This is a genomic window from Streptomyces desertarenae (assembly GCF_042681365.1).
Lineage (GTDB): Bacteria > Actinomycetota > Actinomycetes > Streptomycetales > Streptomycetaceae > Streptomyces > Streptomyces desertarenae.
Window position 1 is genome coordinate 83,435 of the sequence record NZ_JBHUFU010000001.1, and the last position, 25,574, is coordinate 109,008.

The following is a 25,574-nucleotide window of genomic DNA, read 5'->3' on the forward strand; positions in this document are numbered from 1 at the left end:
AGAACCGCCCGCATGCGCGAACCCATGGAGTCCGCGGAGCCCACCGCCGCGGAGAACATCGACAGGACGACACCCGCCCCGGACGGGGAGACCGCCGGGAGCAACGACTCCGGCGGCGCGCCGCCGCGCCGGCGCCGCCGCGCGGTGTCCCGCCCGGCCGGGCCGCCCGCGGTCACCAGCGTGGAGCCGGAGGTCGTGACCACCGCCGCCGCGGACACCGCCCCGCGGACCGACGAGCAGCCCGCACAGCCCCCCGTCGGCGAGGCCTCGGGCACCGAGGCGGCACCGCCCGCCCGCACCCGGCGCCGCGCCACCCGCCGGGTCTCCGCCCCGGCGGGGCCGCCGCAGCCCTCGGCGGAGGAGCCTGCGGAGGCCGTCCCCGCGGCGCCGGCGGCGCAGGAGCCCCGGGAGCCCGCCGCCGGCGAGAAGCCGGCGGAGGAGACGGAGCCGGCGCGTCCGCGCCGCCGTGCGAGCCGGCGTGCGTCCGCCCCGGCGGGGCCGCCGCAGCCCTCGGCGGAGGCCGCGGGGGCCGCCGCCCCGGAGGAGACCGCCGCCCCGGAGACCGCCGGGCAGGAGGACGCCGGAGCCGAGGAGGCCCCGGCCCCCGCCCGCACCCGGCGCCGCACCCGCAAGGCCGCCGCCCAGGCGCCCGCCCCGGGCTCCTCCGCGGAGCAGGAGACCGCCCGCGAGACGGCCGGGGAGAAGGAGACCGCCGGCGAGGCCGGGGCCGGGGAGACGGCCAGGCCCTCCCGGGCCGCCGGCCGGAAGCGGACCGCGAAGGCCGAGCGGGCCGCGAGGACCGGATCGCAGACCAAGGAGCCGCAGACCGAGGCGGAGCAGGCCGAGGCGGAGCAGCCCCGGCCGGAGGAGGCCCCGCCGAAGCGGGCCCGCAGGAAGCCGCCGGTGGCGGTGTTCCAGGCCCCCGTCTTCGCCGAGCCGGTCTTCCAGACCCCCGAGACCGCGGCGGCCGCCGCCGCGGCCGAGGCCGCCGCAGCCGAGGAGCCGTCCGAAGACGACGAGGACGGGTACGAGACCGGAGGCGGGGAGCGCCCCGCGGGCGACGGGCGCGAGGAGCGCTCCGAGCCCGCCGCGCCGCGCCGCCGCCGCCGTCGCCGCGGTGACTCCGCCGAGCGGGACGAGCGCGACGAGCAGGAGGGGCGCGAGGAGCCCGCGGCCGGGGAGGCCGACGGCCGCGCCGGCACCGACGGGACCGACGGCACCGACGGGACCGTCGAGGACGACGAGGAGACGGACGTCCGCGCCGGGGCCGAGGAGGACGAGGGGGACGACGAGGAGCGCCCGTCGCGCCGCCGTCGCCGCGGTGGCCGCCGCCGCCGCAGGGGCGGGGACGCCGAGTCCGCCGAGGACGCGGGGAACGGCGAGGGGGACGACGAGGAGCACGAGGACGCGGAGGGCTCCGCCGACGAGGGCGGCCACGACGGCGAGCGGGACGGGTCCGCCGCCGACGAGCAGGGCTCCGCGTCCGGCAGCAGCAGCTCGCGCCGCCGCCGTCGCCGGCGCCGCCGCAGCGGTGACGCCGAGGTCCCGGCCGCCGAGATCGCGCCGGACGACCCCGAGCGCACCGTCGTCAAGATCCGCGAGCCGCGCAAGAAGAGGGACGAGGCCTCCGAGAGCGCCGACGGCGTGCAGTCCATCAAGGGCTCGACCCGCCTGGAGGCCAAGAAGCAGCGCCGCCGCGAGGGCCGCGAGCAGGGCCGCCGCCGCGTCCCGATCATCACCGAGGCCGAGTTCCTCGCCCGCCGCGAGGCCGTCGAGCGCGTCATGGTCGTCCGCCAGAGCGGCGAGCGCACCCAGATCGGCGTGCTGGAGGACGGCGTCCTCGTCGAGCACTTCGTCAACAAGGAGCAGGCCACCAGCTACGTCGGCAACGTCTACCTGGGCAAGGTGCAGAACGTCCTGCCGTCGATGGAGGCCGCCTTCGTCGACATCGGCAAGGGGCGCAACGCCGTCCTGTACGCCGGCGAGGTCAACTTCGAGGCGCTGGGGCTCTCCGGCGGCCCGCGCCGGATCGAGACCGCGCTGAAGTCCGGCCAGTCCGTCCTGGTGCAGGTCACCAAGGACCCGATCGGCCACAAGGGCGCCCGGCTGACCAGCCAGGTCTCCCTCCCCGGCCGCTACCTGGTCTACGTGCCCGAGGGGTCGATGACCGGCATCAGCCGCAAGCTCCCGGACACCGAGCGGGCCCGGCTGAAGCAGATCCTCAAGCGGATCGTCCCCGAGGACGCGGGCGTCATCGTGCGCACCGCCGCCGAGGGCGCCAGCGAGGAGGAGCTGCGCCGCGACGTCGAGCGGCTGCAGGCCCAGTGGGAGGACATCCAGAAGAAGGCCCGCAAGGGCGGCGCCCCGACGCTGCTGTACGGCGAGCCGGACATGACCGTCCGGGTCGTCCGCGACATCTTCAACGAGGACTTCTCCAAGGTCATCGTCAGCGGCGACCAGGCGTGGGAGACGATCCACGGGTACGTCTCGCACGTCGCGCCCGACCTGGCCGACCGGCTGCAGAAGTGGACCTCCGAGGTCGACGTCTTCGCCACCTACCGGATCGACGAGCAGCTGATGAAGGCGCTGGACCGCAAGGTCTGGCTGCCCAGCGGCGGATCGCTGGTCATCGACCGCACCGAGGCGATGGTCGTGATCGACGTCAACACCGGCAAGTTCACCGGCCAGGGCGGCAACCTGGAGGAGACGGTCACCAGGAACAACCTGGAGGCGGCCGAGGAGATCGTGCGCCAGCTGCGGTTGCGCGACCTCGGCGGCATCATCGTGATCGACTTCATCGACATGGTCCTGGAGTCCAACCGCGACCTGGTGATGCGGCGCCTGCTGGAGTGCCTGGGCCGGGACCGCACCAAGCACCAGGTGGCCGAGGTCACCTCGCTGGGCCTGGTCCAGATGACGCGCAAGCGTGTCGGCCAGGGCCTGCTGGAGTCGTTCTCCGAGAGCTGCGTGCACTGCAACGGCCGCGGCCTGATCGTCCACATGGACCAGGTGCAGGCCCAGGGCGGCGGCGGAGGCGGCGGCAAGCGCGGCAAGAAGAAGGGCAAGGCCGCGCAGCAGCCCGAGCAGCCGGCCGCGCAGGTTCCGCAGGCCCCGGAGGCGCCCGACGGGACGGTCGAGCCCTCCGGGGAGGAGACCGGGCCCGTGGCGCTGCCCGAGCCGGAGTTCGTCCCCGACGAGGAGCTGTACAGCAGCGCCGCCGAGGCCGAGGAGGCCGCCCGGCGCGGACGCAGGCGCCGCCGCGCGGTGCGGAAGGTGTCGGCCCCGGCCGGTCCGCCGAAGGCGTCCGCCGAGGCGGAGGCGGCCGTGACGGTCGTCCCGGCCGCCGAGGAGCCCGCACAGGCCCCCCGGGAAGCCGAGCAGGAGCCCGTGCAGGCCGCCGAGGAGCCCGCCGGGGCTCCGCCGGCTCCCGAGCCGGCGGAGGAGCCGGCCGCGCCCGCCGAGGAGGCCGCCCCCGCGCCGCAGCGGGACGCCGGGGAGGCGGAGGAGAAGAAGCCCCGCACCCGTCGCCGCGCGGTGCGGAAGGTGTCGGCCCCGGCCGGTCCGCCGAAGGCGTCCGCCGAGGCGGAGGCGGCCGTGACGGTCGTCCCGGCCGCCAAGGGGGCCGAGGAGGCCGGGCAGACCGGGCAGACCGCCGAGGAGTCCGCACAGGCCCCCCGGACCGCGGCGGAGCCTGCCGGGGAGGCCCCCGGGCAGCCGTCGCAGGGGACCGGGGAGCTCGAGCCCCCGGCCCGTCCCCGCCGCCGGGTGGTGCGCCGGGCGGCCGCTCCCGCCGGCTCCCCGGAGGCCGCCGAGATCACCGAGCCCGCCGTGCCCGCCGCGGAGCCGGAGGACGTGCCTCAGGAGGCGGCGTCCGGGGCGGAGGCCGGGACGTCCGAGCCGGAGACGGCGGCGGAGGCCGGGCCGGCGAAGAAGGCGGCCCGCACGTCGGCGAGGAAGACCGCGGCGAAGAAGGCGCCGGCGAAGAAGGCGCCGGCCAAGGAGGCGGCGGCGAAGAAGACCGCCGCCAAGAGCACGGCCAAGAAGACGGCGGCGAAGAAGACCGCCGCCAAGAGCACGGCCAAGAAGACGACGACGGCCAAGGCGGCGGCCAAGAAGACCACCGCCAGGAAGTCGGCGGCGAAGAAGACGGCCGCGGCGGAGCAGCAGGCGACGCCGTCGGTCTCCGCACCGGCCGAGGAGTGACGGGGCCGGGTCCCGGGCGCCCGCGGCGCCCGGGACCCGGTTTGACCCCCCACTTCAGGCCCCGTAACCTTGACCGTCGGCGTGTCGATGGATACGCCAGGCTCCTGAGCAACTCCCTCCACGCACTCCGCGAGGTGTCGCGTGAGCGCGAGGAGAGGCCGCTCGGTCCCCCCGGATCAGCACGGGCCCGTCCCGTGGCGAGCGGCTGGCATCAGGGGCTCCACCCACGAGCGAGAGAGAGTTCCGCGTGTACGCGATCGTGCGCACCGGCGGCCGCCAGCAGAAGGTGTCCGTTGGCGACGTCATTGAGGTTGACCGTATCTCCACCAGCAAGGTCGGCGACAGCGTCGAGCTCTCGACCCTGCTCATCGTCGATGGCGACGCGGTCACCAGCGACCCGTGGGTCCTGGCCGGCGTGAAGGTCCACGCCGAGGTCGTGGACCACCACAAGGGTGCCAAGATCGACATCCTGAAGTACAAGAACAAGACCGGCTACCGCAAGCGGATCGGTCACCGTCAGCTGCACACCGCGCTGAAGATCACCGGCATCGACGCCCCGGCGACGAAGTAAGGGACTGAGGAGAGATGGCACACAAGAAGGGCGCATCGTCCACTCGGAACGGTCGCGACTCCAACGCCCAGCGGCTCGGCGTGAAGCGCTTCGGCGGTCAGGTCGTGAACGCCGGCGAGATCCTGGTCCGCCAGCGCGGCACCCACTTCCACCCGGGTACCGGCGTGGGTCGCGGCGGTGACGACACCCTGTTCGCGCTGGCCGCCGGTGCGGTGAAGTTCGGCACCTCCCGCGGCCGCAAGGTCGTGAACATCGTCCCGGTCGCCGAGTAACCACCGGCTCCGGCACGACCGCAGCACCTTCCGAGGGCGGACCGCCTCCCGCCCGTACGCGCGATGTGCGTACGGGCGGGGAAGCGGTTCCGCCCTCGGCGCGTTGTACCTGAAGACCCACCGGGCCCGCACGCGCGGGCCCGCGGTCCGGCGCCGGGACGCCGGACCGCACCACCCCTCGATCACCAAGCCTGGAGGCATCCGTCATGACCACCTTCGTGGACCGCGTCGAGCTCCACGTCGCCGCGGGTAACGGGGGACACGGCTGTGCCTCCGTGCACCGGGAGAAGTTCAAGCCGCTGGGCGGCCCGGACGGCGGCAACGGCGGACGCGGCGGGGACGTGATCCTCGTCGTCGACCAGTCCGTGACCACGCTGCTGGAGTACCACCACACCCCGCACCGCCGGGCGACCAACGGCAAGCCCGGCGAGGGCGGCAACCGCTCGGGCGCCGACGGCAGGGACCTGGTGCTGCCCGTCCCGGACGGCACGGTCGTCCTCGACAAGCAGGGCAATGTCCTGGCCGACCTCGTCGGCCACGGCACCACCTTCGTCGCCGGCCGCGGCGGCCGCGGCGGCCTCGGCAACGCCGCGCTGGCCTCGCCGCGCCGCAAGGCGCCGGGCTTCGCGCTGCTGGGCGAGCCGGGGGAGGCCCGCGACATCGTCCTGGAGCTGAAGACGGTGGCGGACGTGGCGCTGGTGGGCTACCCGTCGGCGGGCAAGTCGTCCCTGATCTCCGTCCTCTCCGCCGCCAAGCCGAAGATCGCCGACTACCCCTTCACCACCCTGGTGCCCAACCTGGGCGTGGTGACGGCCGGCTCGACCGTCTACACCATCGCCGACGTCCCCGGCCTGATCCCCGGGGCCAGCCAGGGCAAGGGCCTGGGCCTGGAGTTCCTGCGGCACGTCGAGCGCTGCGAGGTCCTGGTGCACGTGCTGGACTGCGCCACGCTGGAGTCCGAACGCGACCCCGTGACCGACCTCGACGTCATCGAGGCCGAGCTGGCCCAGTACGGCGGCCTGGAGGGCCGTCCCCGGGTCGTGGTCCTCAACAAGGTGGACATCCCCGACGGGCAGGACCTCGCCGACATCATCCGCCCCGACCTGGAGGCCCGCGGCTACCCGGTCTTCGAGGTCTCCGCCGTCAGCCACAAGGGGCTGAAGGAGCTCTCCTACGCCCTGGCGCGGATCGTGGACGAGGCGCGCGCGGCCAAGCCGAAGGAGGAGGCGACCCGCATCGTCATCCGCCCCCAGGCCGTGGACGACTCGGGCTTCACCGTCACCAGGGAGGACGACGGCCTCTTCCGGGTGCGCGGCGAGAAGCCGGAGCGCTGGGTGCGCCAGACCGACTTCAGCAACGACGAGGCCGTCGGCTACCTGGCCGACCGGCTCAACCGCCTCGGCGTCGAGGACGAGCTGATGAAGGCCGGTGCCCGCGAGGGCGACGGCGTGGCCATCGGCCCCGAGGAGAACGCGGTCGTCTTCGACTGGGAGCCGTCGGTGTCGGCGGGCGCGGAGATGCTCGGCCGCCGCGGTGAGGACCACCGCCTGGACACCCTCCGCCCGGCCGCCCAGCGGCGCCGCGACCGCGAGGCCGAGCGCGACGAGACCCTGCGCGAGTACGAGGACTTCGACCCCTTCGCGTGATCCCGCGCCCGGGAGTGCCGCGAGGGGCGGCGGCGCGGTGCGAGCCGCGCCCGCCGCCCCTCGCGGCCTCTCCGGGCCGGGACGGCACGGACGGCTGGGGGCCGCCGCATACGCGGCGGCCCCCAGCCGTCTGCCTCCTGCCGTTCCGGCCCTGCTCCGCGCCGGCCCTCAGACCCGCGCGAGCGCCTGGGACGGGGCCGGGGCGTGGGTGCGCTCCTCCAGCGGGACGACCGGCGGGAGCTCCTCGTCGCTCTGGCCGAGGAACACCCTGCGGACCACCCGCTCCGCCGCGCGGCCGTCGTCGAAGTCGCAGAAGCGCTCCCGGAAGGTCGCGCGCAGCTTGGCGGACGCCTCGTCCTTCCAGGCGCCCGAGTTCAGGATCTCGGCCAGCTCGTCCTGGGTGGTGGCCACCGCGCCGGGCGGCTCCTTCAGCAGGTCGAAGTAGGTGCCGCGGACCACCTTGTAGACGTCCCAGTCCGGGGCGAAGATCACGATCGGGCGGTCCAGGTTGGCGTAGTCGAACATCGTCGAGGAGTAGTCGGTCACCAGCGCGTCCGACGCCAGGTAGAGCTTCTCCACCGACGGGTGCGCCGAGACGTCGACGATCCGGCCGTCGGCCCGCAGTGCGGCGAGCTCCGGGGAGGAGTCGTAGAAGTAGTGGCCGCGCACCAGCAGGGTGGTGTCGGGGCCCATCTGCCCGGCGAACCGCACCAGGTCCAGACGCGGCACGAAGGACGGCTCGTACTCGCGGTGGGTGGGCGTGTAGAGGACGGCGGTGGTGCCGTCGGCCAGGCCCAGCTCGCGGCGGGCGGCCAGCACGTCCTCGGCGGTGGCGTTGATCAGGACGTCGTTGCGCGGGTAGCCCGTCTCCAGCGAGACGTAGGAGCACGGGTAGACGCGCTCCCAGATCGCCGTGGAGTGGCGGTTGGAGGAGAGGCTGTAGTCCCAGCGGTCGCAGCGGGCGAGCAGCTTCCTGAAGCTCATTCCGCGGGCCGAGCCGGGGTAGTGCTGCTGGTCCAGGCCCATGGTCTTCAGGGGCGTGCCGTGGTGCGTCTGCAGGTGGACCGAGCCCTCCCGCTTGACCACGGAGTCCGCGAAGTTGACGTTGTTGACCAGGTACTTGGCCCGGGCCACCGCCGTCCAGTACTCGCGCGAGCCCACGTGGACCACGTCGACGCCCTCGGGGATCTTGTGGGCGTCCGAGGCGTGGACGGCCCACACCCTGCGGATGTGCGGGGCGAGGCGGGCCAGCTCGGCGTCGATCGCCGCGGGGTTGCAGGAGTAGGAGCGGCTCCAGTAGGCGGAGAAGACCGCCAGGTTCTCGTCCAGCGGCAGCCGCAGCTGGGCGCGGTAGTGCGCGTTGACGAGCTTGCGCTTGGCCGTCTGGACCTGCTTGCGGCTGCGCTTGGCCAGGATGCGGCGCGCCTTGTTGGCGGCCTTGACGCCCGCCACGGCCGGGTAGGAGCCGAGTTCGAGCAGCCGGTACTTCTTCCCCCGCACGCCCGTGGGGAGGGGGAAGCCCGCGGGCTTCAGGCGGCGGTAGTCCGCCGCGGCCCTGCGGAAGAACTCGGACCGGCTGTCGGCCGGGAGGCGGTCGGGGCGGTCCAGCACGGTGATGTAGTGGTCGATCATCTTCCGGAACAGCTCCGGCCGCCAGCGGTCGAGCTCCGGGTGCTCCGAGACGAAGGCGAAGATGCGCTCGTACTGGTCGAAGACGTCGAAGTGCTTGCGGCTGCGGGTCTTGAGGATGTTGCCGCCCTCGCGCCGCTGCCGGTAGTGCACGCATATTCGGTCGAGCACGGTGATGCTCTTGGCGGTGATCATCGAGCAGTAGGTCCAGGGGGCGTCCTCGTAGTACCCCGGGGGGAACTCGAAGCCGTAGCGCTCGACGAAGTCGCGCCGGTACGCCTTGTTCCAGACGATCTGCAGCAGGTCGAGGAGTTCGGGGCGCTGCTCCAGGGTGAAGCTCGCCGGTCCCTCCTGCGCCAGCAGGTGGGCGAGCTGGTTGCGCTGGACCCGGCCGTTCCAGTAGGTGCGCGCGTAGTCGAATATCAGGATGTCGGGGTCGCCGGCCTCGGAGAGGCGGTTGGCGATGGCGGACAGGGAGCCGGGGGTCATGGTGTCGTCGCTGTCGAGGAACAGCACGTATTCGCCCCGGGCCTCCTTCAGGCCCGCGTTGCGCGCGCGCCCCAGCCCCACGTTCTCGGGCAGATGCAGAACCCGGACCCTGGCGTCCTGTGCGGCGTACTGGTCGAATATGTACCCGCAGTTGTCCGGCGAGCGGTCGTCGACCGCCACGACCTCGAAGTCGTCGAAGTCCTGTTCGAGGATCGAGTCCATGCAAGCCCGGAGGTACCCCTGCACCTTGAACGCGGGCACGACGAGCGTGAAGCGCGGCAAAACTTCCCCTTTGAGCGGAATCGCCCCCCACGGAGGGCAGTGTCGGCTGGCTTTCGGATGATGCGGACGACCCCGAACGGCGATCAGGTTGGTCCGCGTTACCTGATGGTGATCTGCGTCAATCTCCGGGCGGGGTTTACATCTCTCGGAACCTAGCTTGGCATGATAACGGGCCGTCTCCTGTCCGGTCATCGGCCGTTCACCTCGCGGCGACCTGGGTGACCGATCCTCCAGGATTGCGCATCGGCGTCCGCATCCGGGGGCGTCCGGGCGGGAGATTCGGTGGGAACCGGGAAGCGCGGGCCGGAGAAGCGCTGGTGCCGGGGCTGTCCGCGGCGGACGGCGGGCGGAGCGGGGAATCCGGGGCGCCGCCGGGTGCCTCCGGCCCGCGGCACCGGGGCGGCCCGTCCCCGGCGCCGCGGGTGTGACCTGTCTCTCCCCGCGCCGCGGCGCGGGGGCCGGCCGGCCCCCGCGCGGTCCCCGAGGTGGCGGCGCGTCAGGCCGTGACGGCGTCCTCCGACCCGTCGTCGGCCTGCTCCTGCTCCTGCTCGCCCACCGCCTCCGCGGCACCGGCCCGCTCCAGGCCCTCCCGCGCCTCCTGCGCCTGCCGCCCCGACTCCGCGGCCATCCGCGCCCGGCGCTCGTCCGCCCTGGCGCACAGCCCGGCGACCGCCCGGCCGAAGCGGACGGCCGGCGGCGGCTCGGAGGGGCCCAGAAGGTGCGACTTCAGCTCGGCGCGCGCCCGCGCCAGGGTGTCCTTCGACGGATCCCGCACCGACTCCAGCAGCTCCGGGACGCCCGCCGCGTCGGGCGTGAGCACCGCGGCGGCCCGCACGGTCGGGAAACCGGCCCGGAACTCCTCCTCGGGCAGCCCGGTGGTGTTGGCGACCGCGTACGGCTTGCCGCTGCTCAGCCAGTCCGACACCACGCTGGAGACGTCGCTGACCAGCAGGTGCGCCCGGTTGAAGCAGGAGTAGAGGGAGGGCCGGTGCCCGGTGACCACCTGGTGCTCCCCCTCGGGGAAGGACGCCCAGTACGCCTCCTCCCAGGCCTCCGTCGCGGCCGCCACCGCGGCCGCCCTGCCCTCCTCGGGGACGGACTGGACCAGCATCCTCTCCACCTCGTCCGCGCTCGGCCGGAACGCCGTGGTGGTCAGCGCGTCCAGCTCGGCGGTGCGGCGCGCCAGCTCGGCGGCGGCCTCCGGGCCGGGGCGGGGGCCGGTGCGCCGGGCGTTGGCCTCGGCGATCAGGTGCCGGATCCGCTCGTCGGCGCGGGCCGCGCGCGGGTCCACCGAGCCGGTCATCGGGTGCGGCTTGTACAGCAGGCGGACCCCCGGGTCCGCCAGCAGCGCCCGGACGATGTCCTCGCCGGCCAGGATGATCGAGGTGTTGCCCGGGTCCTCGGTCCAGCCCTCCCAGGTGGGGGCGTACAGCACCGTCAGGGGGGCGCCCGGTGCGGGCGGCCCGGCGTACGGGAGGATCGGTGCGAGCTGGGGCCGGCCGACCTCCACCACGTCCCGGTCCTCGACGCCGATGTCGGCGAGCCGGTAGCGCTCCCGGGCGGCCGGGCCGGCCACCCACACCTCGTCGTACGCCTTGGCGTAGGGGTTGCAGCTGGAGAGCTTGTCGCTCTCGCCGTGGTTGATGAAGGCGTGCTTGATCGTGGGGATGCGCAGCACCTGCGAGGTCTTGCCCGAGTTGGACGGGTGCAGCATCGCCTTCAGCGGCGAGTGCTCCAGGTGCATCAGATGGGCGACCTTCGGCACGCACACGATCGGCACGTCGGTCGCGTCGATCCGCTGCACCATGAACCGCTCGCGGAGCACGATCAGCGGTCTGCCCTCCAGGGCGGCCAGGGGGGGCAGCCACATGTTCGCCTGGTACGCGGAGGCCGTGCCGCCGGAGAAGTACATCGCCACGGTCGGCCGGTACTCCGCCAGCCAGCGGTCCAGCCACTCCAGCGCCTGCCGCTCGCCCACGGGCCGCCTGCCGGGCGTCAGCCACCGGGCGAGCAGCACGGTGCCGGCCAGGAGCGCCGCCAGCGCGGTGCCCACCCCCAGCAGGCCCCACAGCACGTCCCCGAGGAGGGCGGTGCCCAGCAGCCCGGCCGTGGCGGGCACGGAGAAGTACAGCAGGCGGCGGCTGGGCTGGCGGGCCAGCAGGCGCGGCGGTGCGGGGGACGGGCGCAGACCGGACGCGTCGATGTTCCGGGTGACGACGGGCAGGGTGCGGGTGCGCCGGACCAGCAGGGCGACCGCCTGGCAGCAGAAGTGCAGCAGGTAGCAGCCCAGCAGCGCCGGCACCAGCAGCCGCTCGGCCGCCTCCCCGACCCCGGGGGCCCGGACGAGCCCGAGCACGGTCAGCATGTCGCGCAGCAGCTGGCGGGTGGTGACGTCGAACCGGAGCCTGCTCAGCCAGGACGCCACGCGCGGGTGCCTGCGCACGAGCCGCAGGTCGAGCGCCAGGCCCAGCGCGGCGCCGGCGGCGAGCAGGGCGGGTGCCCGCAGCAGGGCGCCGGCGAGCTGGACGGCGAACGCCGCGGCCAGCAAGGCGGGGACGGGCAGCGCCCGCAGGCGGGACGGCGCGGTGGGGGAGGGAGAGGGAGAGGCGGAGGCCGAGGGGGTCCGCCCGGGGAACGGCTGGAGGAGTGAGGCACGCCGGCCGGGGTGCGGTGGCACGGCGGCTCCCCTCCGCTGGGACGTGGTGCGAAAGAACCTCACCGCTGTGAACGAAGGAGTCAACATGCGGGTCACGCTCCTTGCGGACGGGACGCGGACGGCGTGCTCCTCCCGCGCCCGCGCCGCCGCGCGGCGCCCCGCTGCCCGGTGCCGCCGCGGCCGGGCAGTGCGGGGCGCGGGCCGGCGCGCGGCCCGGGAGGGGTGCGGAAGGCCCGGATATCTGCTTTTAGCCGGGTGTGTACGCACTCGGCCCAGTTCTATCCCCTCGGGGTGCCGCGGCGGGGGAGCCGGGCCGCGGGCGGGGTGTCGCGTCCCGCCGGCCCCCGGGGGGCGCGCCCGGGGGCGGGCTGTCCGCCGGGCGGAACGGGAAGGCGGGCGGGCGCGGGGTTCGCGTAGATTCGACGCGGACCGGCAACAGCGATCACGTACAGGGGACGCGCAGGTGGCAGGCGGAGAGCAGGACCTTCGGCGGGAGGTGCGGGACGCCCGCAGGATCGTGGTGAAGATCGGGTCGTCCTCGCTCACCACGGCGGCGGGCGGACTGGACGCGGACCGGGTGGACGCGCTGGTGGACGTGGTCGCCCGGCACCTGGCCGCTGCGGGGACCGCCGCGGAGGCCGCCGGGAGCGGCGACGGCGGCAAGGAGGTGGTGCTGGTCTCCTCCGGCGCCATCGCGGCCGGGCTCGCGCCGCTGGGGCTGGACCGGCGCCCCCGCGACCTCGCCCGCCAGCAGGCCGCCGCCAGCGTCGGCCAGGGCCTGCTGGTGGCCCGCTACACGGCCTCCTTCGCCCGCTACGGGCGGCGCGTCGGGCAGGTGCTGCTGACGTCGGACGACACCAGCCGCCGCGCCCACTACCGCAACGCCTACCGCACCCTCGACCAGCTCCTGGCCATGGGCGCGGTGCCGATCGTCAACGAGAACGACACCGTCGCCACCGACGAGATCCGGTTCGGCGACAACGACCGGCTGGCCGCCCTGGTGGCCCACCTCGTCCGCGCCGAGCTGCTGGTGCTGCTCTCCGACGTGGACGGCCTCTACGACGGCAACCCCGCCACCCCCGGAACCTCCCTCATCCGGGAGGTGCGCGGGCCGGGCGACCTGGAGGGCGTGGAGATCGGCAGCGCGGGCCGGGCCGGGGTCGGCACCGGCGGCATGGTCACCAAGGTCGAGGCGGCCCGGATCGCCGCCGCGGCCGGCATCCCCGTGGTGCTCACCTCCGCCACCCGGGCCGCCGACGCGCTCGCCGGGCGGCCCGTCGGCACGTACTTCCACCGCACCGGGCGCCGCTCGGCCGGCCGGCTGCTGTGGCTGGCCCACGCCTCCACGCCGCGCGGCGCCCTGGTGCTCGACGACGGCGCCGTGCGCGCCGTGGTCGAGCGGCGCACCTCCCTGCTGCCCGCCGGGCTGGCCGGGGTCGAGGGGGAGTTCTCGGCGGGCGACCCGGTCGAGCTGAAGGACGTCTCCGGACGCGCGGTCGCCCGCGGACTGGTCAACTTCGACGCCCGTGAGATCCCCCGCCTGATCGGCCGCTCCACCCGCGACCTCGCCCGCGAGCTCGGTCCCGCCTACGAGCGCGAGGTGGTCCACCGCGACGACCTGGTCCTGCTGCGCCCCTGACGCGCCGGGGCCGGCCGCCGGACATCCCGCGCGGGACCGGTGGAGGAGCCGGGCAGACGTCAGCCTTTCAACGGACAGCTTCCCGAAAACCGCCACACGGCGGCTCGTGGACTGGTCAACTCTTGTGCGGGGGCCGCTCGGGTACGGCGGCCCGCGGCGCAGGCACACGGAGATCGGCACCACACGGGAGGCCACCGGTGAGACGACTGACCAGCGTCGACATGGGGTATCCCCGGCGGAGCGAGGGGGAGCGCCCCGGACGCGGCAGGGAGAGGGGCCCGTGGGCCGGTCCCGCGGGCGGCGGGGACGCCCCCCGCGCCGAGACGTCGCGGATGTGGCACGTCACCCTCAGCGTCTCCGGGGAGGAGGCCCCGCTCAGGGACATCAGGAGGGGGCTGGAGCAGCTCGCCCACGACCACCCGTTCATGCTGGCCGGCCGGTACGCCAACGACCACGCCGAGATCCGGTACTGGGAGGAGGCCCGAGACCTCCACGACGCGGCCGCCGTGGCGCTGCGGCTGTGGGGGGAGCACCGGGCCTCGGCGAAACTGCCCCCCTGGGAGATCGTCGGGCTGGAGGTCATCGGCCGCGAGACCTACCACCGGCGGGTGGCGGAGGGCTGCGGCCCGTACCCCGCCGTGCCGGTGGGCGTGCACCCCTTCTGACGCCCCGCCCCCGCCCCCGGTGCCCGTCCGGGGCGCCGCACCGGGCCGCGGGGGCGCGGGGCGGGGAGACCGCACGCCCCCGCGCGTCTCGCAGGGCGGACTTTCCGCCTGGCGGCCTTCCCGGGCTGGCTAGGCTTGCCGGTATGAGCAGTGCATCGCAGACCTCGCCTGTCATCGACACCGCCCGCCGAGCGAAGGAGGCGGCCGCCGCGCTCGCCCCGCTGCCGCGCACCGCCCGGGACGGCGCGCTGCTCGCCATGGCCGACGCGCTGGAGGCGCGCACGGAGGAGATCGTCGCGGCCAACGCGCGGGACGTGGAGGGGGCCCGTGCGGCGGGCACCCCGGAGTCGATCGTCGACCGGCTCACCCTCACCCCCGAGCGGATCGCCGCCATCGCCTCCGACGTGCGCGACGTGGTGGCCCTGCCCGACCCGGTCGGCGAGGTGGTCCGCGGCTCCACCCTCCCCAACGGGCTGGAGCTGCGCCAGGTGCGGGTGCCGCTCGGGGTGGTGGGGATCGTCTACGAGGCCCGGCCCAACGTCACCGTGGACGCCGCCGCCCTGTGCCTGAAGTCCGGCAACGCGGTGCTGCTGCGCGGCTCCTCCTCCGCCTACGCCTCCAACACCGCCCTGGTGGAGGTGGTGCGCGACGCGGTGGCGTCCGCCGGCCTCCCGGCCGACGCCGTCCAGCTGGTGCCGGGCGAGAGCCGTGACAGCGTCAAGGAGCTGATGCGCGCCCGCGGCCTGGTCGACGTGCTGATCCCGCGCGGCGGCGCCTCCCTGATCAAGGCGGTCGTCGAGGGGTCCACCGTCCCGGTCATCGAGACCGGCACCGGCAACTGCCACGTCTACGTCGACGAGCGCGCCGACCTCGACACGGCCGTGGCGATCCTGGTCAACTCCAAGGCCCAGCGCCCCAGCGTCTGCAACGCCGCCGAGACCGTGCTGGTGCACGAGGGCATCGCGGGCGCCTTCCTGCCGCGCGCCCTGGCGGCCCTGGAGGAGGCCGGGGTGACCGTGCACGGCGACGAGGCGTGGGTGAAGGCCGGCGAGGCCGAGGGCGTGGCGGTGGTCCCCGCCACCGAGGAGGACTGGGGCACCGAGTACCTCTCCCACGACATCGCCGCGGCCGTCGTGCCCTCCCTGGACGCCGCCGTGGCCCACATCCGCCGCTGGACCTCCGGCCACACCGAGGCCATCGTCACCGCCGACACCGCCGCGGCCCGCCGTTTCGTGTCGCTGGTGGACTCCACCGCGGTCATGGTCAACGCCTCCACCCGTTTCACCGACGGCGGCCAGTTCGGCTTCGGCGCCGAGATCGGCATCTCCACCCAGAAGCTCCACGCCCGCGGCCCGATGGGCCTGCCCGAGCTGACCTCGACGAAGTACGTGGTCACGGGCGAGGGCCACGTGCGGAGCTGAGGCCGGGCCGCCTCCGGGAGCGCCCCGCGGCCGGAGGCGGCCCGGCCGCGGCCGGGCACCGGGGCAGACGAATCGAGCCCATCCCTGCCCAAACTCCCCCCGGCCGGTCTACGCTGGACGCGTGCCGGAGGATGTGGGGGGCCAGCCGCACGGCGGCGAGGAGCCCGACGACCGCGACCGCACGGCGGCGGACGACGTGTTCGCCTCCGTGGTCTTCGACGAGTCCTTCGTGAGGGCCGCGCTGATCCACGAGCCCACCGCCGCCGAACGCATACCCGCCGCCGCCCAGTCCCCGTCCGAGACCGAGGCGGCGCTCGCACACGAGGAGCAGTACGGCCACGGGCCCCGCTGGGAGGACGCCGACGGCCCCGAGCGCGGTCCCGGCGGCGACGAGGGGGACGACCGCGGCCACGGCCGGTACCGGTACGGGCGCCTGGAGTTCTCCGACCGCCTGGACCACGTGGAGTACGTGGAGGACGCGGAGTTCCCCGAGGACGCCGGGTACGCGGCCTACACCGAGGAGGACGAGGGCCGGTACGGCGCCCCCGCCCGCCCCTACCGCGGCCACATCCGCTGGCAGCGCCCGGTGGCCTGGGTGCTGGCGGTGGTGATGGGGGTCGGCATCGTCGCGCTCGCCTTCGCCGCCGTCTACCGCGGCGCCTCCGGGCAGCGCTACCAGGAGCCGGAGCCGCCGCCGGCGAGCACCGGGGTGGACACCCCCTCGGTCGGGCAGCCCGGGGCCCCGCCCTCCCTCTCCGGCCGCTACGCGACCTTCTGACCGGACCGCCTGCGGGCTCCGGCCGGCCCGCGGCACCCGCCTCGCCGTCTTCCGGTCCCCCCTCGGCGCACCGGCGGTAGGCCGGCCGGCGGACACCTTCCGGCTTTTACCGGACTCGTCACGCCACGGGGCGTTTGAGGTGGCTTTCGCCTGCCTACCCTGGTGGTATGACCGGGCACGGGAACCCACCGCCCGAGGGTTTCCCCGGGGGTGCCGACGACGAGTACCGCACCGTCTTCGACGAGTCGTTCGTCCGCGCTGCCCGCCTCCAGGAGTTCTCCGCCAGGGAGCGGCTGGCCGACCACGAACACCCGGTGCGCGTCCTGCCGCCCCGCCCGCTGCGCGGGCTGGGGCTGCCGTGGCAGGGCCTCGTCCTGACGCTGCTGATCGTCGTCGCCTTCGGGGCCGCCGTCTACATGGGCGTGCGCGCCCCCCAGCAGGCCGCGGAGCCGCCCCGCCGCCAGGTGCTGCACAGCACGGTGGTGCCGCTCGCCCCGCAGGGGCGGGTGCCCGGCGGGGAGCCGGACCGGCTCTTCGAGCGCAGTCCGGCCGCCGACTTCTACGAGGGGGCCGCGGGGGTGACGCTGCCGCCGGTGCACGGCACCGCCCACTTCGCCGAGAGCCAGGTGCTCGCCGCGCTGGCCGTCGCCAAGGAGTACCTCGTCGAGAGTTCCGTCAACCCGCAGGTGCTCAACGGGTCCACCGACCGCCCGGTGCGGATACTGCTCGACCCCGAGCAGCACCCCCAGTTCGACCGCAGCCTGCGCCGGCCCGCCGCCGACGGCCGCCACGCGGCCACCGGCTGGCTGGTGCGCTTCGACCCGGACCGGACGGCCCTGACGGGCGAGGGGGTGCGGGTGCGCGGCACCATGGAGTACCGGGAGGCGGACGGCGGCGCGCTGGAGGTCGCCACCGACCACGTCTTCGTCTACGCCGTCCGCCCGGCCCGTGAGGCGGCGGACGGCGGGGGCCGGGAGGCCTCGCTGTTCACGGTGCGGCGCGAACTGCTGCTGCACTTCGACCGCGGGGACCTGCGCGACCAGCAGCTCACGGTGGAGCGCAGCGTGACGCAGGCCGGCCCGATGTCCTGCGGGGCCCGTGCCCACGACGTCCTGCTGCCGCTGCCGGCCGGGCGGTCCGCCGGGGACGGGCTCCCGCCCGGCACCGATCCGTACACGCGCGACGGCGGGGCCCCGGTGTGCGGGACGCTGGACACCGACGCCCTGCCCGAGCCCTGAGGCCGGGACGGGCCGCCGGGCGCCCGGGCCGGGGCGGCGCGCCCCCTCCGCGCCCCGCCGCCCGGTCAGCCGGCGGTCTGCGGGCCGCCCGCGCCGCCGTCCGGGCCCTCCGCGCCGCCGCCGGCGGTGCGCCCGGCGAAGCGGTCGCGCAGCTTGCCGCCCAGGTCGCCGGCGCCGTCGGTGAGGTCCCGGAGCAGCCCCATGAGCGGGTCCTTGCTGGTGCGCACCGTCTCGGAGTAGTGGCCCGCCGACTGCCGGAACGACTCGTAGACCGAGGTGTCCTTGTCGTCCTCGCGGCGCGGGTAGTGCCCGTCCACGATCCGCTGGTAGTCGCGGCCGGACGCCCACCTGCGCAGCTCGGCGGCGCGCACGGTGGTGAAGGGGTGGCTGCGGGGCAGCACGTTCAGGATCTTCAGCACGGAGTCGCGCAGGTCGCCGCCGGCCTCGTACTCGTCGGCCTGCTTCAGGAAGGCGTCCACGTTCATCTCGTGGAGGTGGTTGCCGCCGGCGATCTTCATCAGGCCGCGCATCGACGCCTGGAGGTCCTGGCCGACCAGCAGCCCGGCCCGGTCCGCCGACAGCTCCGACTTGCGGAACCACTCGCGCAGCGCCGTCACGATCGCCATGATCGCCACGTTGCCCAGCGGGATCCAGGCCACCTTCACCGCCAGGCCCGTCAGGAACAGCAGGACCGTGCGGTAGACCGCGTGCCCGGAGAGGGCGTGGCCGACCTCGTGGCCGATCGCCGCCCGCATCTCCTCCTCGTCCAGCAGTTCGACCAGCCCGGTCGTCACCACGATGATCGGCTCGTCCAGGCCGATGCACATGGCGTTGGGCCTCGGGTCCTGCGTGACGTACATCGGCGGGACCTTCTCCAGGTCCAGGATGTAGCAGGCGTCCCGCAGCATGGCGTACAGATGGGCGAACTGCTCGTCGTCCACCCGCACCGAGTCCGACAGGAACAGCAGGCGCATGCTGCGCTCGGGCAGCAGTCCGCTGAGCGCCTTGAAGACGGTGTCGAAGCCGCTCAGCTTGCGCAGGGCCACCAGGGCGGAGCGGTCCGCGGGGTGCTCGTACGCCCGGGAGGAGATACCCGGGAAGCGCCGCCTGCTGCGGCCGGGAAGGTCTTCGGTGCTGCCGGTTCCGTTGGTCATCGTCCGCCCCCTGCGGGTCTCGTGTGGGCCCGTCCCCCGTGTCCGGACCCACCCTAGGCGGTGGGTGCCACGAGCCGCAGCATCCGGCCCGCTTACGATGTGCCTCGAGTCCTTCCGCCCCTAGCCGATAGGTCTGCCGACGATGACCCTCACCGAGACCGCGCACACCCTCGCCCTCCTCGCCTCCGAGGGCGGTGAGCACGGCGGCGCGTCCGCCAGCCCGTACGCCACCGGTGGCGGCGCCCTGCTCGTGCTCCTCCTGCTGCTGTGGGTCACCACCCGCTTCAACCGGGACCGCTGAGGCCCGGCGCCCCACAGGGGCGGAGACGGCGTCGGACGGCTAAGGTCGGCACGCATGGGAGAGCACATAGTGGCCGGCACCGGTAAGCGGCGGCTGGGCGTGATGGGCGGGACGTTCGATCCCATCCACCACGGGCACCTGGTCGCCGCGAGCGAGGTGGCGGCGCGATTCGACCTCGACGAGGTGGTCTTCGTGCCGACCGGGCAGCCGTGGCAGAAGAGCCACAAGGTGGTGTCGCCGGCCGAGGACCGCTACCTGATGACGGTCATCGCCACCGCGTCCAACCCGCAGTTCTCCGTCAGCCGCATCGACATCGACCGCGGCGGCCGGACGTACACCATCGACACGCTGCGGGACCTGCGCGCGCTGCACCCCGACGCCGACCTGTTCTTCATCACCGGCGCGGACGCGCTCGCCCAGATCTTCACCTGGCGGGACGTCGACGAGCTGTTCTCGCTCGCCCACTTCATCGGGGTCACCCGCCCGGGCCACCCCCTGGCGGACCCGGGCCTGCCCGACGGCGGGGTGTCCCTGATCGAGGTGCCGGCGCTGGCGATCTCCTCGACGGACTGCCGCGCCCGCGTGGCCCAGGGGGACCCCGTCTGGTACCTGGTGCCGGACGGGGTGGTGCGCTACATCAACAAACGCCAGCTGTACCGGGACGGCCGGGAGCCGAGGGGCTAAGAGGGGCGGCAGCCGTGAACGACCGACAGGACCCGTACGGGCCGGGGGAGCCGCCGCGGGCGGGCGGCCACACCCGGGACGGCTACGACTACGACCACGGCCACGGTTACGGCTACGACGAGTACGGCCGGCCGCTGCCCGGCGGCCCGCCGCAGCAGTACGACCCGTACCGGGGCGCGGCGGTCCAGGAGGGTGTCGTCCACGCCGCCGGCCCGGACACCGCCGCCCACGGCGGGGTCTCCTACGGGACGGACGCCTACGGCGCGGGCCCCTACGGGACGGACGCCTACGGCACGGGCTCCTACGGCGCGGACGCCTACGGCACGGCTCCCCACGGCGGGTACGTCCCGGGCCCCTCCTACGGCGCGCCCTCCGCGGACGGGTACGCGCCCGAGGCGTACTCCCCGGGCTCCTACGCCCCCGGGTACGCCTCCGGCGTCCAGCCGGGCGCCCCGGATGCGGAGGGCGCGGACCCGTACGGCGGCTGGGGCGCCCCCGCCGCCGGGCAGCCGCCGGCGGAGGCGTGGATCCCCCAGCAGCCCCAGGGCCCCTGGTACGAGGACGGGGCCAGGGCCGGGGACGGCCGGGGCTCCCCGGGCACGCCGGACGGCTCCGGGGACCCCCGCCGCGAGGAGGTCCCCCCGGGGCGGGCGCCCGACGGCGCCGCCGCACCCGCGGACGGCTCCGGGAGCGCTCCGGGCGGCCCGGACGGCACCGGCGGCTCCCCGGACGAGGACGGCTCCGGCGGCGAGTACCGGACCGAGGAGTTCTCCTTCGTCGAGGAGCAGGACGAGGAGTCCGAGGACGTCATCGACTGGCTGAAGTTCTCCGAGAGCCGCACCGAGCGGCGCGAGGAGGCCAAGCGGCGGGGCCGCAACCGCATGGTGGCGCTGGTCGCCGTCCTCGCCGTGGCCCTGGTGGCGGGCGTCGGCTGGCTCTGGTACGCGGGGGTGCTGCCGGGCACCTCCGGCGGCACGGACGCCGGCGAGGCGGCCTCCGCGGCCCAGAAGCGCAACGTGATCGTCGTCCACCTGCGCGAGGTCGACGGCGGTGAGACCACCACGGTGCTGCTGGTCGACAACGAGACGGCCCGCAGGGGTACCACCGTCCTGCTGCCCAACTCCCTGGCCGTCTCCTCCGGGACGGGCAGCGGGGGGACCACGCTCGGCAGGGCCTTCGAGTCCGAGGGGGCGGCGGCCACGCGCGACGCGCTGGGCCTGCTGCTCGGCACCGACATCAAGGGCACCTGGCGGCTGGACACCCCCTACCTGCACAACTGGGTCGACCTCGTGGGAGGCATCACCCTCGACGCCGACGCCACCGTGCCCGGCGCCGGGAAGGGGGACGACCCGCTGGTGGAGAAGGGCGAGGACCGCGACCTCGACGGGGAGGCGGCCGTCGCCTACGCCACCCACCGGGCCGCCGGGGAGCCGCAGACCCGGCAGCTCGCCCGCTTCGGGCAGGTCGTGCAGGCCACGCTCGCCAAGATGTCCGACGACCCGGCGATCGCCACCAGGACGGTCCGGGCGCTGACCCAGATCCTCGACCCCTCCCTGACCGACGCGCAGCTCGGGGCCAGCCTCGCCGGACTGGCCGGCTACGCGAAGAAGGGCGCCTACGGCACCGAGCTGCTGCCCGTGCGGGACGACGGCACGCTGAGCGACGAGGCCGGCGAGGGCCTGGTGAGGGAGATCCTCGGCGGCACGGTGAGGAACACCGACCCGGACGCCACCCCGCGGGTGAGCCTGAGGAGCGGCGGAGTGGACGAGAAGGCCGTGGCCGCGGCCCGGGTGGCGCTGGTCAACGGCGGCTACACCGTCGTCGGCGGCGGCAGCGCCGGATCCGCGCAGGCCGCGACGAGCGTGACGTACTCCGGTGAGGCGAACAGGGCCGAGGCCGTGGAGGTCGCCAGGACGCTCGGCCTGTCCGAGGAGGCGGTCGTCCAGGGCAAGGGGGCGGCCAACGCCGACGTCACGGTGGTGCTCGGACGGGACTACACGCCCCGTGGATGAGCTTTCCGGCGGTCCCCCGGCCCCGGGGGACCGCCGGAAGGCCGGCGGAGCCGGTACGCGGCGGTTCGTGAGACCCTAGAAGGGTTGTAGACCACCGACCGAAAGCTCTGCCTGTGACCGCCACGGACCGCTCCATCGAGCTGATCAGCACAGCAGCCCAGGCTGCCGCCGACAAGCTCGCCCACGACATCGTCGCCTACGACGTCAGCGACGTGCTTGCCATCACCGACGCCTTCCTGCTGGCCTCCGCGCCCAACGACCGCCAGGTGAAGGCGATCGTCGACGAGATCGAGGAACGGCTGCAGAAGGAGAAGGGCGCCAAGCCCGTGCGCCGCGAGGGCGAGCGCGAGGGCCGCTGGGTGCTGCTGGACTTCGTGGACATCGTGGTGCACGTCCAGCACAGCGAGGAGCGGGTCTTCTACGCCCTGGAGCGCCTGTGGAAGGACTGCCCGCAGATCGCCCTGCCCGAGGACGCCGAGGCGACCCGGGGCAAGGGCGGGGAGGGCGCGAGTGGGGACGGTGAGCTGAGCTGAACGGGCGTGTGGCGGGACGCGGCCGCCGGATCGTGCTGTGGCGGCACGGCCAGACCGCGTGGAACCTCGAACGCCGCTTCCAGGGCACCACGGACATCGAGCTGACCGAGGCGGGCGTCGAGCAGGCGCGCCGCGCCGCCCGCCTCCTGGCGGCGCTCGGGCCGGACGCGATCATCGCCTCCGACCTGAAGCGGGCCGTGGACACCGCCGCCGAGCTGGCGGCGCTCACCGGCCTGGAGGTCACCTGCGACGAGGGCCTGCGCGAGACGTACGCGGGTGTCTGGCAGGGGCTGACGCACGAGGAGATCGTCGAACGGTACGGCGAGGAGTACGCCGCGTGGAAGCGCGGCGAGCCCGTGCGGCGCGGCGGCGGCGAGCTGGAGACCGAGGTGGCCGACCGGGCCGCGCCGGTCGTGGAGCGCAGCGCCGACAAGCTGCCCGACGGCGGGATCCTGGTCGTGGTCAGCCACGGCGGCACCATCCGCACCACCATCGGCCGCCTCATCGGTCTGGAGCCGCGGTCGTGGGAGGCGCTGGGCGGGCTGACCAACTGCTGCTGGTCCGTGCTGGGCGAGGGCGCCCGCGGCTGGCGGCTGCTGGAGCACAACGCCGGGACGCTGCCCCAGCCCGTCCTCGGCGACGACGTCTGACCCGGACCGGTCGCCCGGCCGCGGGCCGGTCCCCAGGGGCTGCCCCGGCCGGTTCCGGAGGCGGATTTCGCATTCGGGCAGGCCACGGGTTAAGCTTCTTCCCGTTCACGGCACCGCGGTGAGAACGGCGGAGCCGGAGCGATGGGGCTATAGCTCAGTTGGTAGAGCGCTTGCATGGCATGCAAGAGGTCAGGAGTTCGATTCTCCTTAGCTCCACAGCGTCACACGAGGCCCCGCATCCGGCAGGATGCGGGGCCTCAGTCGTTCCCGGCCGCCGTGCCCCGCGGTCCCGGCCCCTCCCGGCGGGCCGGCCGCGAGCGGGAAGCGGAACGAGGGGCGGACGTCTTCGCGCCCTCCTGCACAGGTGTGTGACGTGGCACAATCGGACCGCCGGACGGGACGTCCGTCCCGCGCAAGCGGACCGGCGGAAGGCCCGGGGGAGGGCCGCCGCGGGATCCGGAGCCGCGTGTCCGGCGGTCCGGCCCGGTCACGGGGGAGGCTCCGTCGGAGCGTCCGCCGGGAGCGCCGGGGACGACGGGCCGACGGGACCACCGGAGAACGAACACCACCGAAGAGACCGAAGACATCGACGACGGCAGGGACAGCGGAGGTAATCCCCACGTGCGCACGCCTGCGGTCACGGCTGGAGTTGGCTGACGGACATGGGTGCTCACAGCAGGAAGTGCGACTGGTGCGGCAGCGGCACCCCGATCGTCCGCGACATGGAGCCGGTCAACACGGCCTACCAGTACTGGTGTGTCGAGTGCGCCCGGGCGCTGATCATCAAGGGCGATCCGATCGAGACCTACCGCGAGCTGGAGGGCGAGCCGATCTACGGGCGGCTGCTGGAGGAGCACTGCACCCTCAAGCGCTTCTACTCCTTCGTCGCCGCCTGAGGCCGGCCCCGCAGCAGCGCGCCACCCACCGCCGCTGCGGCGAGCAGCAGCACCGCCGCGCCCGCCGCCGGATAGACCGCCGACAGCGCCATCTGGACGCCGTTCTGCCGCAGTTCGAGCCGCTCCGCCGAGCCGTGGGGCACCCACCACAGCGCGTACGAGCAGAACAGCAGCGCCGTCCCTCCCGCGCCGGCCCACCACAGCGCGCCTTTCCGGCGCAGCGCCTCGGAGCCGAGCAGCAGCACGGCCGGCACGCACCACACCCAGTGGTGCGACCAGGAGACCGGGCTGACCAGCAGTGCCGTGCAGGCGACCGAGACGACGGCCCAGGCGTGCGCCGAGGGCAGCCGGCGCGGCCCGGCGAGCGCGGCGGCCACCGCGACGGCGAGCCCGGCCGCGGCCGCCGCGGCGGCCGCGGCCGTCCACGCCGAGCCGGGGTCGGCGGTGTGCAGCAGCCGGGCCAGGGCGCCGCGCAGCGACTGGTTGGCGGTGTCCTCCACGCGGCCCACCCGCTCCGGGGAGAACAGCGCGTCGGTCCAGAAGGTCCGGGAGTCCCGGGGCAGCACCAGCGCCGCCAGCAGCACCGTCCCGGCGAACGTGGCGGCGGCCACCGAGGCCCGGCGCAGCCAGTGGTTCCACACGCCGCGCCGCGCCCCGCCGTCCGGGCCCCGCAGCCGCCGCCAGGCGCACACCAGCCCGCACAGGGCCAGGAAGACCGCGAACAGCGCGGGCGTCAGCTTGATCCCGGCCGCCACCCCGATGCCCACGCCCGCCCAGCGGTGGTCGGCGCGCCGTGACAGGTCCCACAGGACCAGCACCGCGAGCAGCAGGTTGATCTGCCCGTACCGCAGCGTCGTCCACACCGGCTCGCACCACACGGCGGCCGCCGACACCGCCAGGACGGCCGCCGGGCGCGGCAGGGCCAGCGGGCGGCCGACCAGCCGCAGGGAGAGGTGGACCAGGGCGACCAGCAGGACGAGGTTGGCAGCCGTGGCCAGGAACCGCATCTCCGGCACGCCGACGAGCGTGAGCGGCATGAACAGCAGCGCGGCGAACGGCGGGTAGGTCATCGGCAGTTCGGCGTGGGTGGCGCGCATCGCGTACAGGTCGCCGCCGGTGCGGGCCGTCCAGCCCTCGGTCCGGTAGACCATCAGGTCGATCATCGACACGTCCGCAGCCCGCTGAGCCGTCAGGAAGGCGGTGAAGGACAGCAGGCAGACGACCGCGGCGATCCGGACGGACCGCCTCTGCAGATACGCCCTGACCGCGGGGAAGCGGCGGCCGACGGTCAACTGCAGCGTACTCACGGGCGGCTCCGGGCATGCGGTGTGCGGACGCGGGGGCGGGCCCGCGCGCGGCACGCGCGAACGGGCGGAGGACCGACAGTACCCGGAGCGCCGTGACCCACTCGTTACGGGATTTGGCGAAGAGCGGTCCGGGGCGTGTAAAGTAGACGACGTCGCCGCGGGGGACCGCGGAGGACGAACCAGGGGCTATAGCTCAGTTGGTAGAGCGCTTGCATGGCATGCAAGAGGTCAGGAGTTCAATTCTCCTTAGCTCCACACTCGGAGAGCGGGCCGTCCGTACGGGCGGCCCGCTCTCGTGCGTCCGCAGCCGCAGCCGCGCCCGCAGCAGTGCCCGCGGCCGCGGCCCCGTCCGCCGTCCCGTCCCCGTCCGGGCCGGTGGCGCCCGCGGCCGCCGGCCCGGGGGCGGAGCGCCGGGGTGCGCGGCCCGCGTCCGGCCCGCGGGCTGCCGCCGGGGCGGGAAGGGCCTTGCGGTACCCTGGCCCCATGCGTGCCGTACGCCTTCTGCTTAGCGGGCCGCGCTGAACCAGCGCCGACCCCCCGGTTCCGGT

19 protein-coding genes and 2 tRNA genes are annotated in these 25,574 nt (G+C 74.8%); 17 read left to right on the forward strand and 4 right to left on the reverse strand.

Annotation, left to right across the window (positions count from 1 at the left end):
• Positions 1–12: 12 nt before the first annotated feature.
• The 4 genes from ACFSJS_RS00340 to obgE all read left to right on the forward strand — a co-directional run bounded on the left by ACFSJS_RS00340 (position 13) and on the right by obgE (position 6,692).
• On the forward strand, positions 13–4,203 hold the full coding sequence (locus ACFSJS_RS00340; protein WP_380895347.1) for an Rne/Rng family ribonuclease: 4,191 nt from the start codon (positions 13–15) through the stop codon (positions 4,201–4,203).
• A gap of 247 nt (positions 4,204–4,450) precedes the next feature.
• Positions 4,451–4,774 (forward strand): 50S ribosomal protein L21, encoded by a 324-nt coding sequence (gene rplU / locus ACFSJS_RS00345; protein WP_380895349.1) that lies wholly within the window; start codon positions 4,451–4,453, stop codon positions 4,772–4,774.
• Between the two features lie 14 nt (positions 4,775–4,788).
• Positions 4,789–5,046 (forward strand): 50S ribosomal protein L27, encoded by a 258-nt coding sequence (gene rpmA, locus ACFSJS_RS00350; protein WP_380895352.1) that lies wholly within the window; start codon positions 4,789–4,791, stop codon positions 5,044–5,046.
• 206 nt (positions 5,047–5,252) lie between these two features.
• Entirely contained in the window at positions 5,253–6,692 is a 1,440-nt protein-coding gene (obgE, locus tag ACFSJS_RS00355; protein ID WP_380895354.1) for a GTPase ObgE, read from the forward strand.
• A 168-nt stretch (positions 6,693–6,860) separates the two neighbouring features.
• Here obgE and ACFSJS_RS00360 read toward each other — a convergent pair whose 3' ends face one another.
• Positions 6,861–9,092 (reverse strand): bifunctional glycosyltransferase/CDP-glycerol:glycerophosphate glycerophosphotransferase, encoded by a 2,232-nt coding sequence (locus ACFSJS_RS00360; RefSeq protein WP_380895357.1) that lies wholly within the window; start codon positions 9,090–9,092, stop codon positions 6,861–6,863.
• Positions 9,093–9,588: 496 nt separating this feature from the next.
• A complete protein-coding gene (locus tag ACFSJS_RS00365) occupies positions 9,589–11,835 on the reverse strand; it encodes a hypothetical protein (RefSeq protein ID WP_380895358.1) in 2,247 nt (748 codons plus the stop codon).
• A 409-nt stretch (positions 11,836–12,244) separates the two neighbouring features.
• Here ACFSJS_RS00365 and proB point away from each other — a divergent pair, with 409 nt between their 5' ends.
• From proB to ACFSJS_RS00390, 5 genes are all read left to right on the forward strand, one after another.
• Positions 12,245–13,387: a glutamate 5-kinase gene (proB, locus tag ACFSJS_RS00370; protein ID WP_380896728.1), complete on the forward strand. Its 1,143-nt coding sequence runs from the start codon at positions 12,245–12,247 to the stop codon at positions 13,385–13,387.
• A gap of 122 nt (positions 13,388–13,509) precedes the next feature.
• Positions 13,510–14,052, forward strand: a complete 543-nt coding sequence (locus tag ACFSJS_RS00375) for a hypothetical protein (RefSeq protein WP_380895359.1) — start codon at positions 13,510–13,512, stop codon at positions 14,050–14,052.
• A 143-nt stretch (positions 14,053–14,195) separates the two neighbouring features.
• Positions 14,196–15,473, forward strand: coding sequence for a glutamate-5-semialdehyde dehydrogenase (locus tag ACFSJS_RS00380; protein ID WP_380895361.1), 1,278 nt, complete (start codon positions 14,196–14,198; stop codon positions 15,471–15,473).
• 121 nt (positions 15,474–15,594) lie between these two features.
• A complete protein-coding gene (locus ACFSJS_RS00385; protein ID WP_380895364.1) occupies positions 15,595–16,251 on the forward strand; it encodes an SCO2584 family spore wall biosynthesis protein in 657 nt (218 codons plus the stop codon).
• A gap of 167 nt (positions 16,252–16,418) precedes the next feature.
• Positions 16,419–17,489, forward strand: coding sequence for an SCO2583 family membrane protein (locus tag ACFSJS_RS00390; protein ID WP_380895367.1), 1,071 nt, complete (start codon positions 16,419–16,421; stop codon positions 17,487–17,489).
• A 65-nt stretch (positions 17,490–17,554) separates the two neighbouring features.
• Here ACFSJS_RS00390 and ACFSJS_RS00395 read toward each other — a convergent pair whose 3' ends face one another.
• Complete coding sequence (locus ACFSJS_RS00395) at positions 17,555–18,643, reverse strand: M48 family metallopeptidase (protein WP_380895369.1); 1,089 nt, start codon at positions 18,641–18,643, stop codon at positions 17,555–17,557.
• 142 nt (positions 18,644–18,785) lie between these two features.
• On the opposite strand from ACFSJS_RS00395, the gene ACFSJS_RS00400 reads away from it, so the two are divergent.
• From ACFSJS_RS00400 to ACFSJS_RS00430, 7 genes are all read left to right on the forward strand, one after another.
• The gene (locus ACFSJS_RS00400) at positions 18,786–18,944 is read left to right on the forward strand and encodes a hypothetical protein (protein ID WP_380895372.1); all 159 of its coding nucleotides are present in this window, start codon (positions 18,786–18,788) and stop codon (positions 18,942–18,944) included.
• Between the two features lie 54 nt (positions 18,945–18,998).
• The gene (nadD, locus tag ACFSJS_RS00405; RefSeq protein ID WP_380895374.1) at positions 18,999–19,628 is read left to right on the forward strand and encodes a nicotinate-nucleotide adenylyltransferase; all 630 of its coding nucleotides are present in this window, start codon (positions 18,999–19,001) and stop codon (positions 19,626–19,628) included.
• A gap of 14 nt (positions 19,629–19,642) precedes the next feature.
• Entirely contained in the window at positions 19,643–21,640 is a 1,998-nt protein-coding gene (locus tag ACFSJS_RS00410) for a LytR C-terminal domain-containing protein (RefSeq protein WP_380895376.1), read from the forward strand.
• A 113-nt stretch (positions 21,641–21,753) separates the two neighbouring features.
• Positions 21,754–22,173, forward strand: a complete 420-nt coding sequence (gene rsfS / locus ACFSJS_RS00415) for a ribosome silencing factor (protein ID WP_380895379.1) — start codon at positions 21,754–21,756, stop codon at positions 22,171–22,173.
• Entirely contained in the window at positions 22,170–22,823 is a 654-nt protein-coding gene (locus tag ACFSJS_RS00420; RefSeq protein WP_380896730.1) for a histidine phosphatase family protein, read from the forward strand. The genes rsfS and ACFSJS_RS00420 overlap by 4 nt, the downstream gene beginning before the upstream one ends.
• A gap of 143 nt (positions 22,824–22,966) precedes the next feature.
• Positions 22,967–23,039 (forward strand) — tRNA-Ala (locus ACFSJS_RS00425).
• 446 nt (positions 23,040–23,485) lie between these two features.
• Positions 23,486–23,719 (forward strand): hypothetical protein, encoded by a 234-nt coding sequence (locus tag ACFSJS_RS00430; protein ID WP_093849089.1) that lies wholly within the window; start codon positions 23,486–23,488, stop codon positions 23,717–23,719.
• On the opposite strand, the gene ACFSJS_RS00435 is transcribed toward ACFSJS_RS00430, so the two are convergent.
• The gene (locus tag ACFSJS_RS00435) at positions 23,698–25,026 is read right to left on the reverse strand and encodes a glycosyltransferase 87 family protein (RefSeq protein ID WP_380895383.1); all 1,329 of its coding nucleotides are present in this window, start codon (positions 25,024–25,026) and stop codon (positions 23,698–23,700) included. The two genes, ACFSJS_RS00430 and ACFSJS_RS00435, sit on opposite strands and share 22 nt — an antisense overlap.
• 182 nt (positions 25,027–25,208) lie before the next feature.
• Between ACFSJS_RS00435 and ACFSJS_RS00440 the strand changes: the two genes are divergently transcribed.
• A tRNA-Ala gene (locus tag ACFSJS_RS00440) sits at positions 25,209–25,281 on the forward strand.
• The last annotated feature ends 293 nt before the right edge of the window (positions 25,282–25,574 follow it).

What these genes read in the sequence shown, in the direction of transcription:
- ACFSJS_RS00400 (WP_380895372.1), top strand. Translation starts at nt 18,786, where the DNA reads ATGACCCTCACCGAGACCGCGCACACCCTCGCCCTCCTCGCCTCCGAG.
- ACFSJS_RS00340 (WP_380895347.1), top strand. Translation starts at nt 13, where the DNA reads ATGCGCGAACCCATGGAGTCCGCGGAGCCCACCGCCGCGGAGAACATC.
- ACFSJS_RS00365 (WP_380895358.1), bottom strand. Translation starts at nt 11,835, where the DNA reads ATGTTGACTCCTTCGTTCACAGCGGTGAGGTTCTTTCGCACCACGTCC.
- ACFSJS_RS00430 (WP_093849089.1), top strand. Translation starts at nt 23,486, where the DNA reads ATGGGTGCTCACAGCAGGAAGTGCGACTGGTGCGGCAGCGGCACCCCG.
- ACFSJS_RS00395 (WP_380895369.1), bottom strand. Translation starts at nt 18,643, where the DNA reads ATGACCAACGGAACCGGCAGCACCGAAGACCTTCCCGGCCGCAGCAGG.
- ACFSJS_RS00380 (WP_380895361.1), top strand. Translation starts at nt 14,196, where the DNA reads ATGAGCAGTGCATCGCAGACCTCGCCTGTCATCGACACCGCCCGCCGA.
- nadD (WP_380895374.1), top strand. Translation starts at nt 18,999, where the DNA reads ATGGGAGAGCACATAGTGGCCGGCACCGGTAAGCGGCGGCTGGGCGTG.
- obgE (WP_380895354.1), top strand. Translation starts at nt 5,253, where the DNA reads ATGACCACCTTCGTGGACCGCGTCGAGCTCCACGTCGCCGCGGGTAAC.
- rpmA (WP_380895352.1), top strand. Translation starts at nt 4,789, where the DNA reads ATGGCACACAAGAAGGGCGCATCGTCCACTCGGAACGGTCGCGACTCC.
- ACFSJS_RS00390 (WP_380895367.1), top strand. Translation starts at nt 16,419, where the DNA reads ATGACCGGGCACGGGAACCCACCGCCCGAGGGTTTCCCCGGGGGTGCC.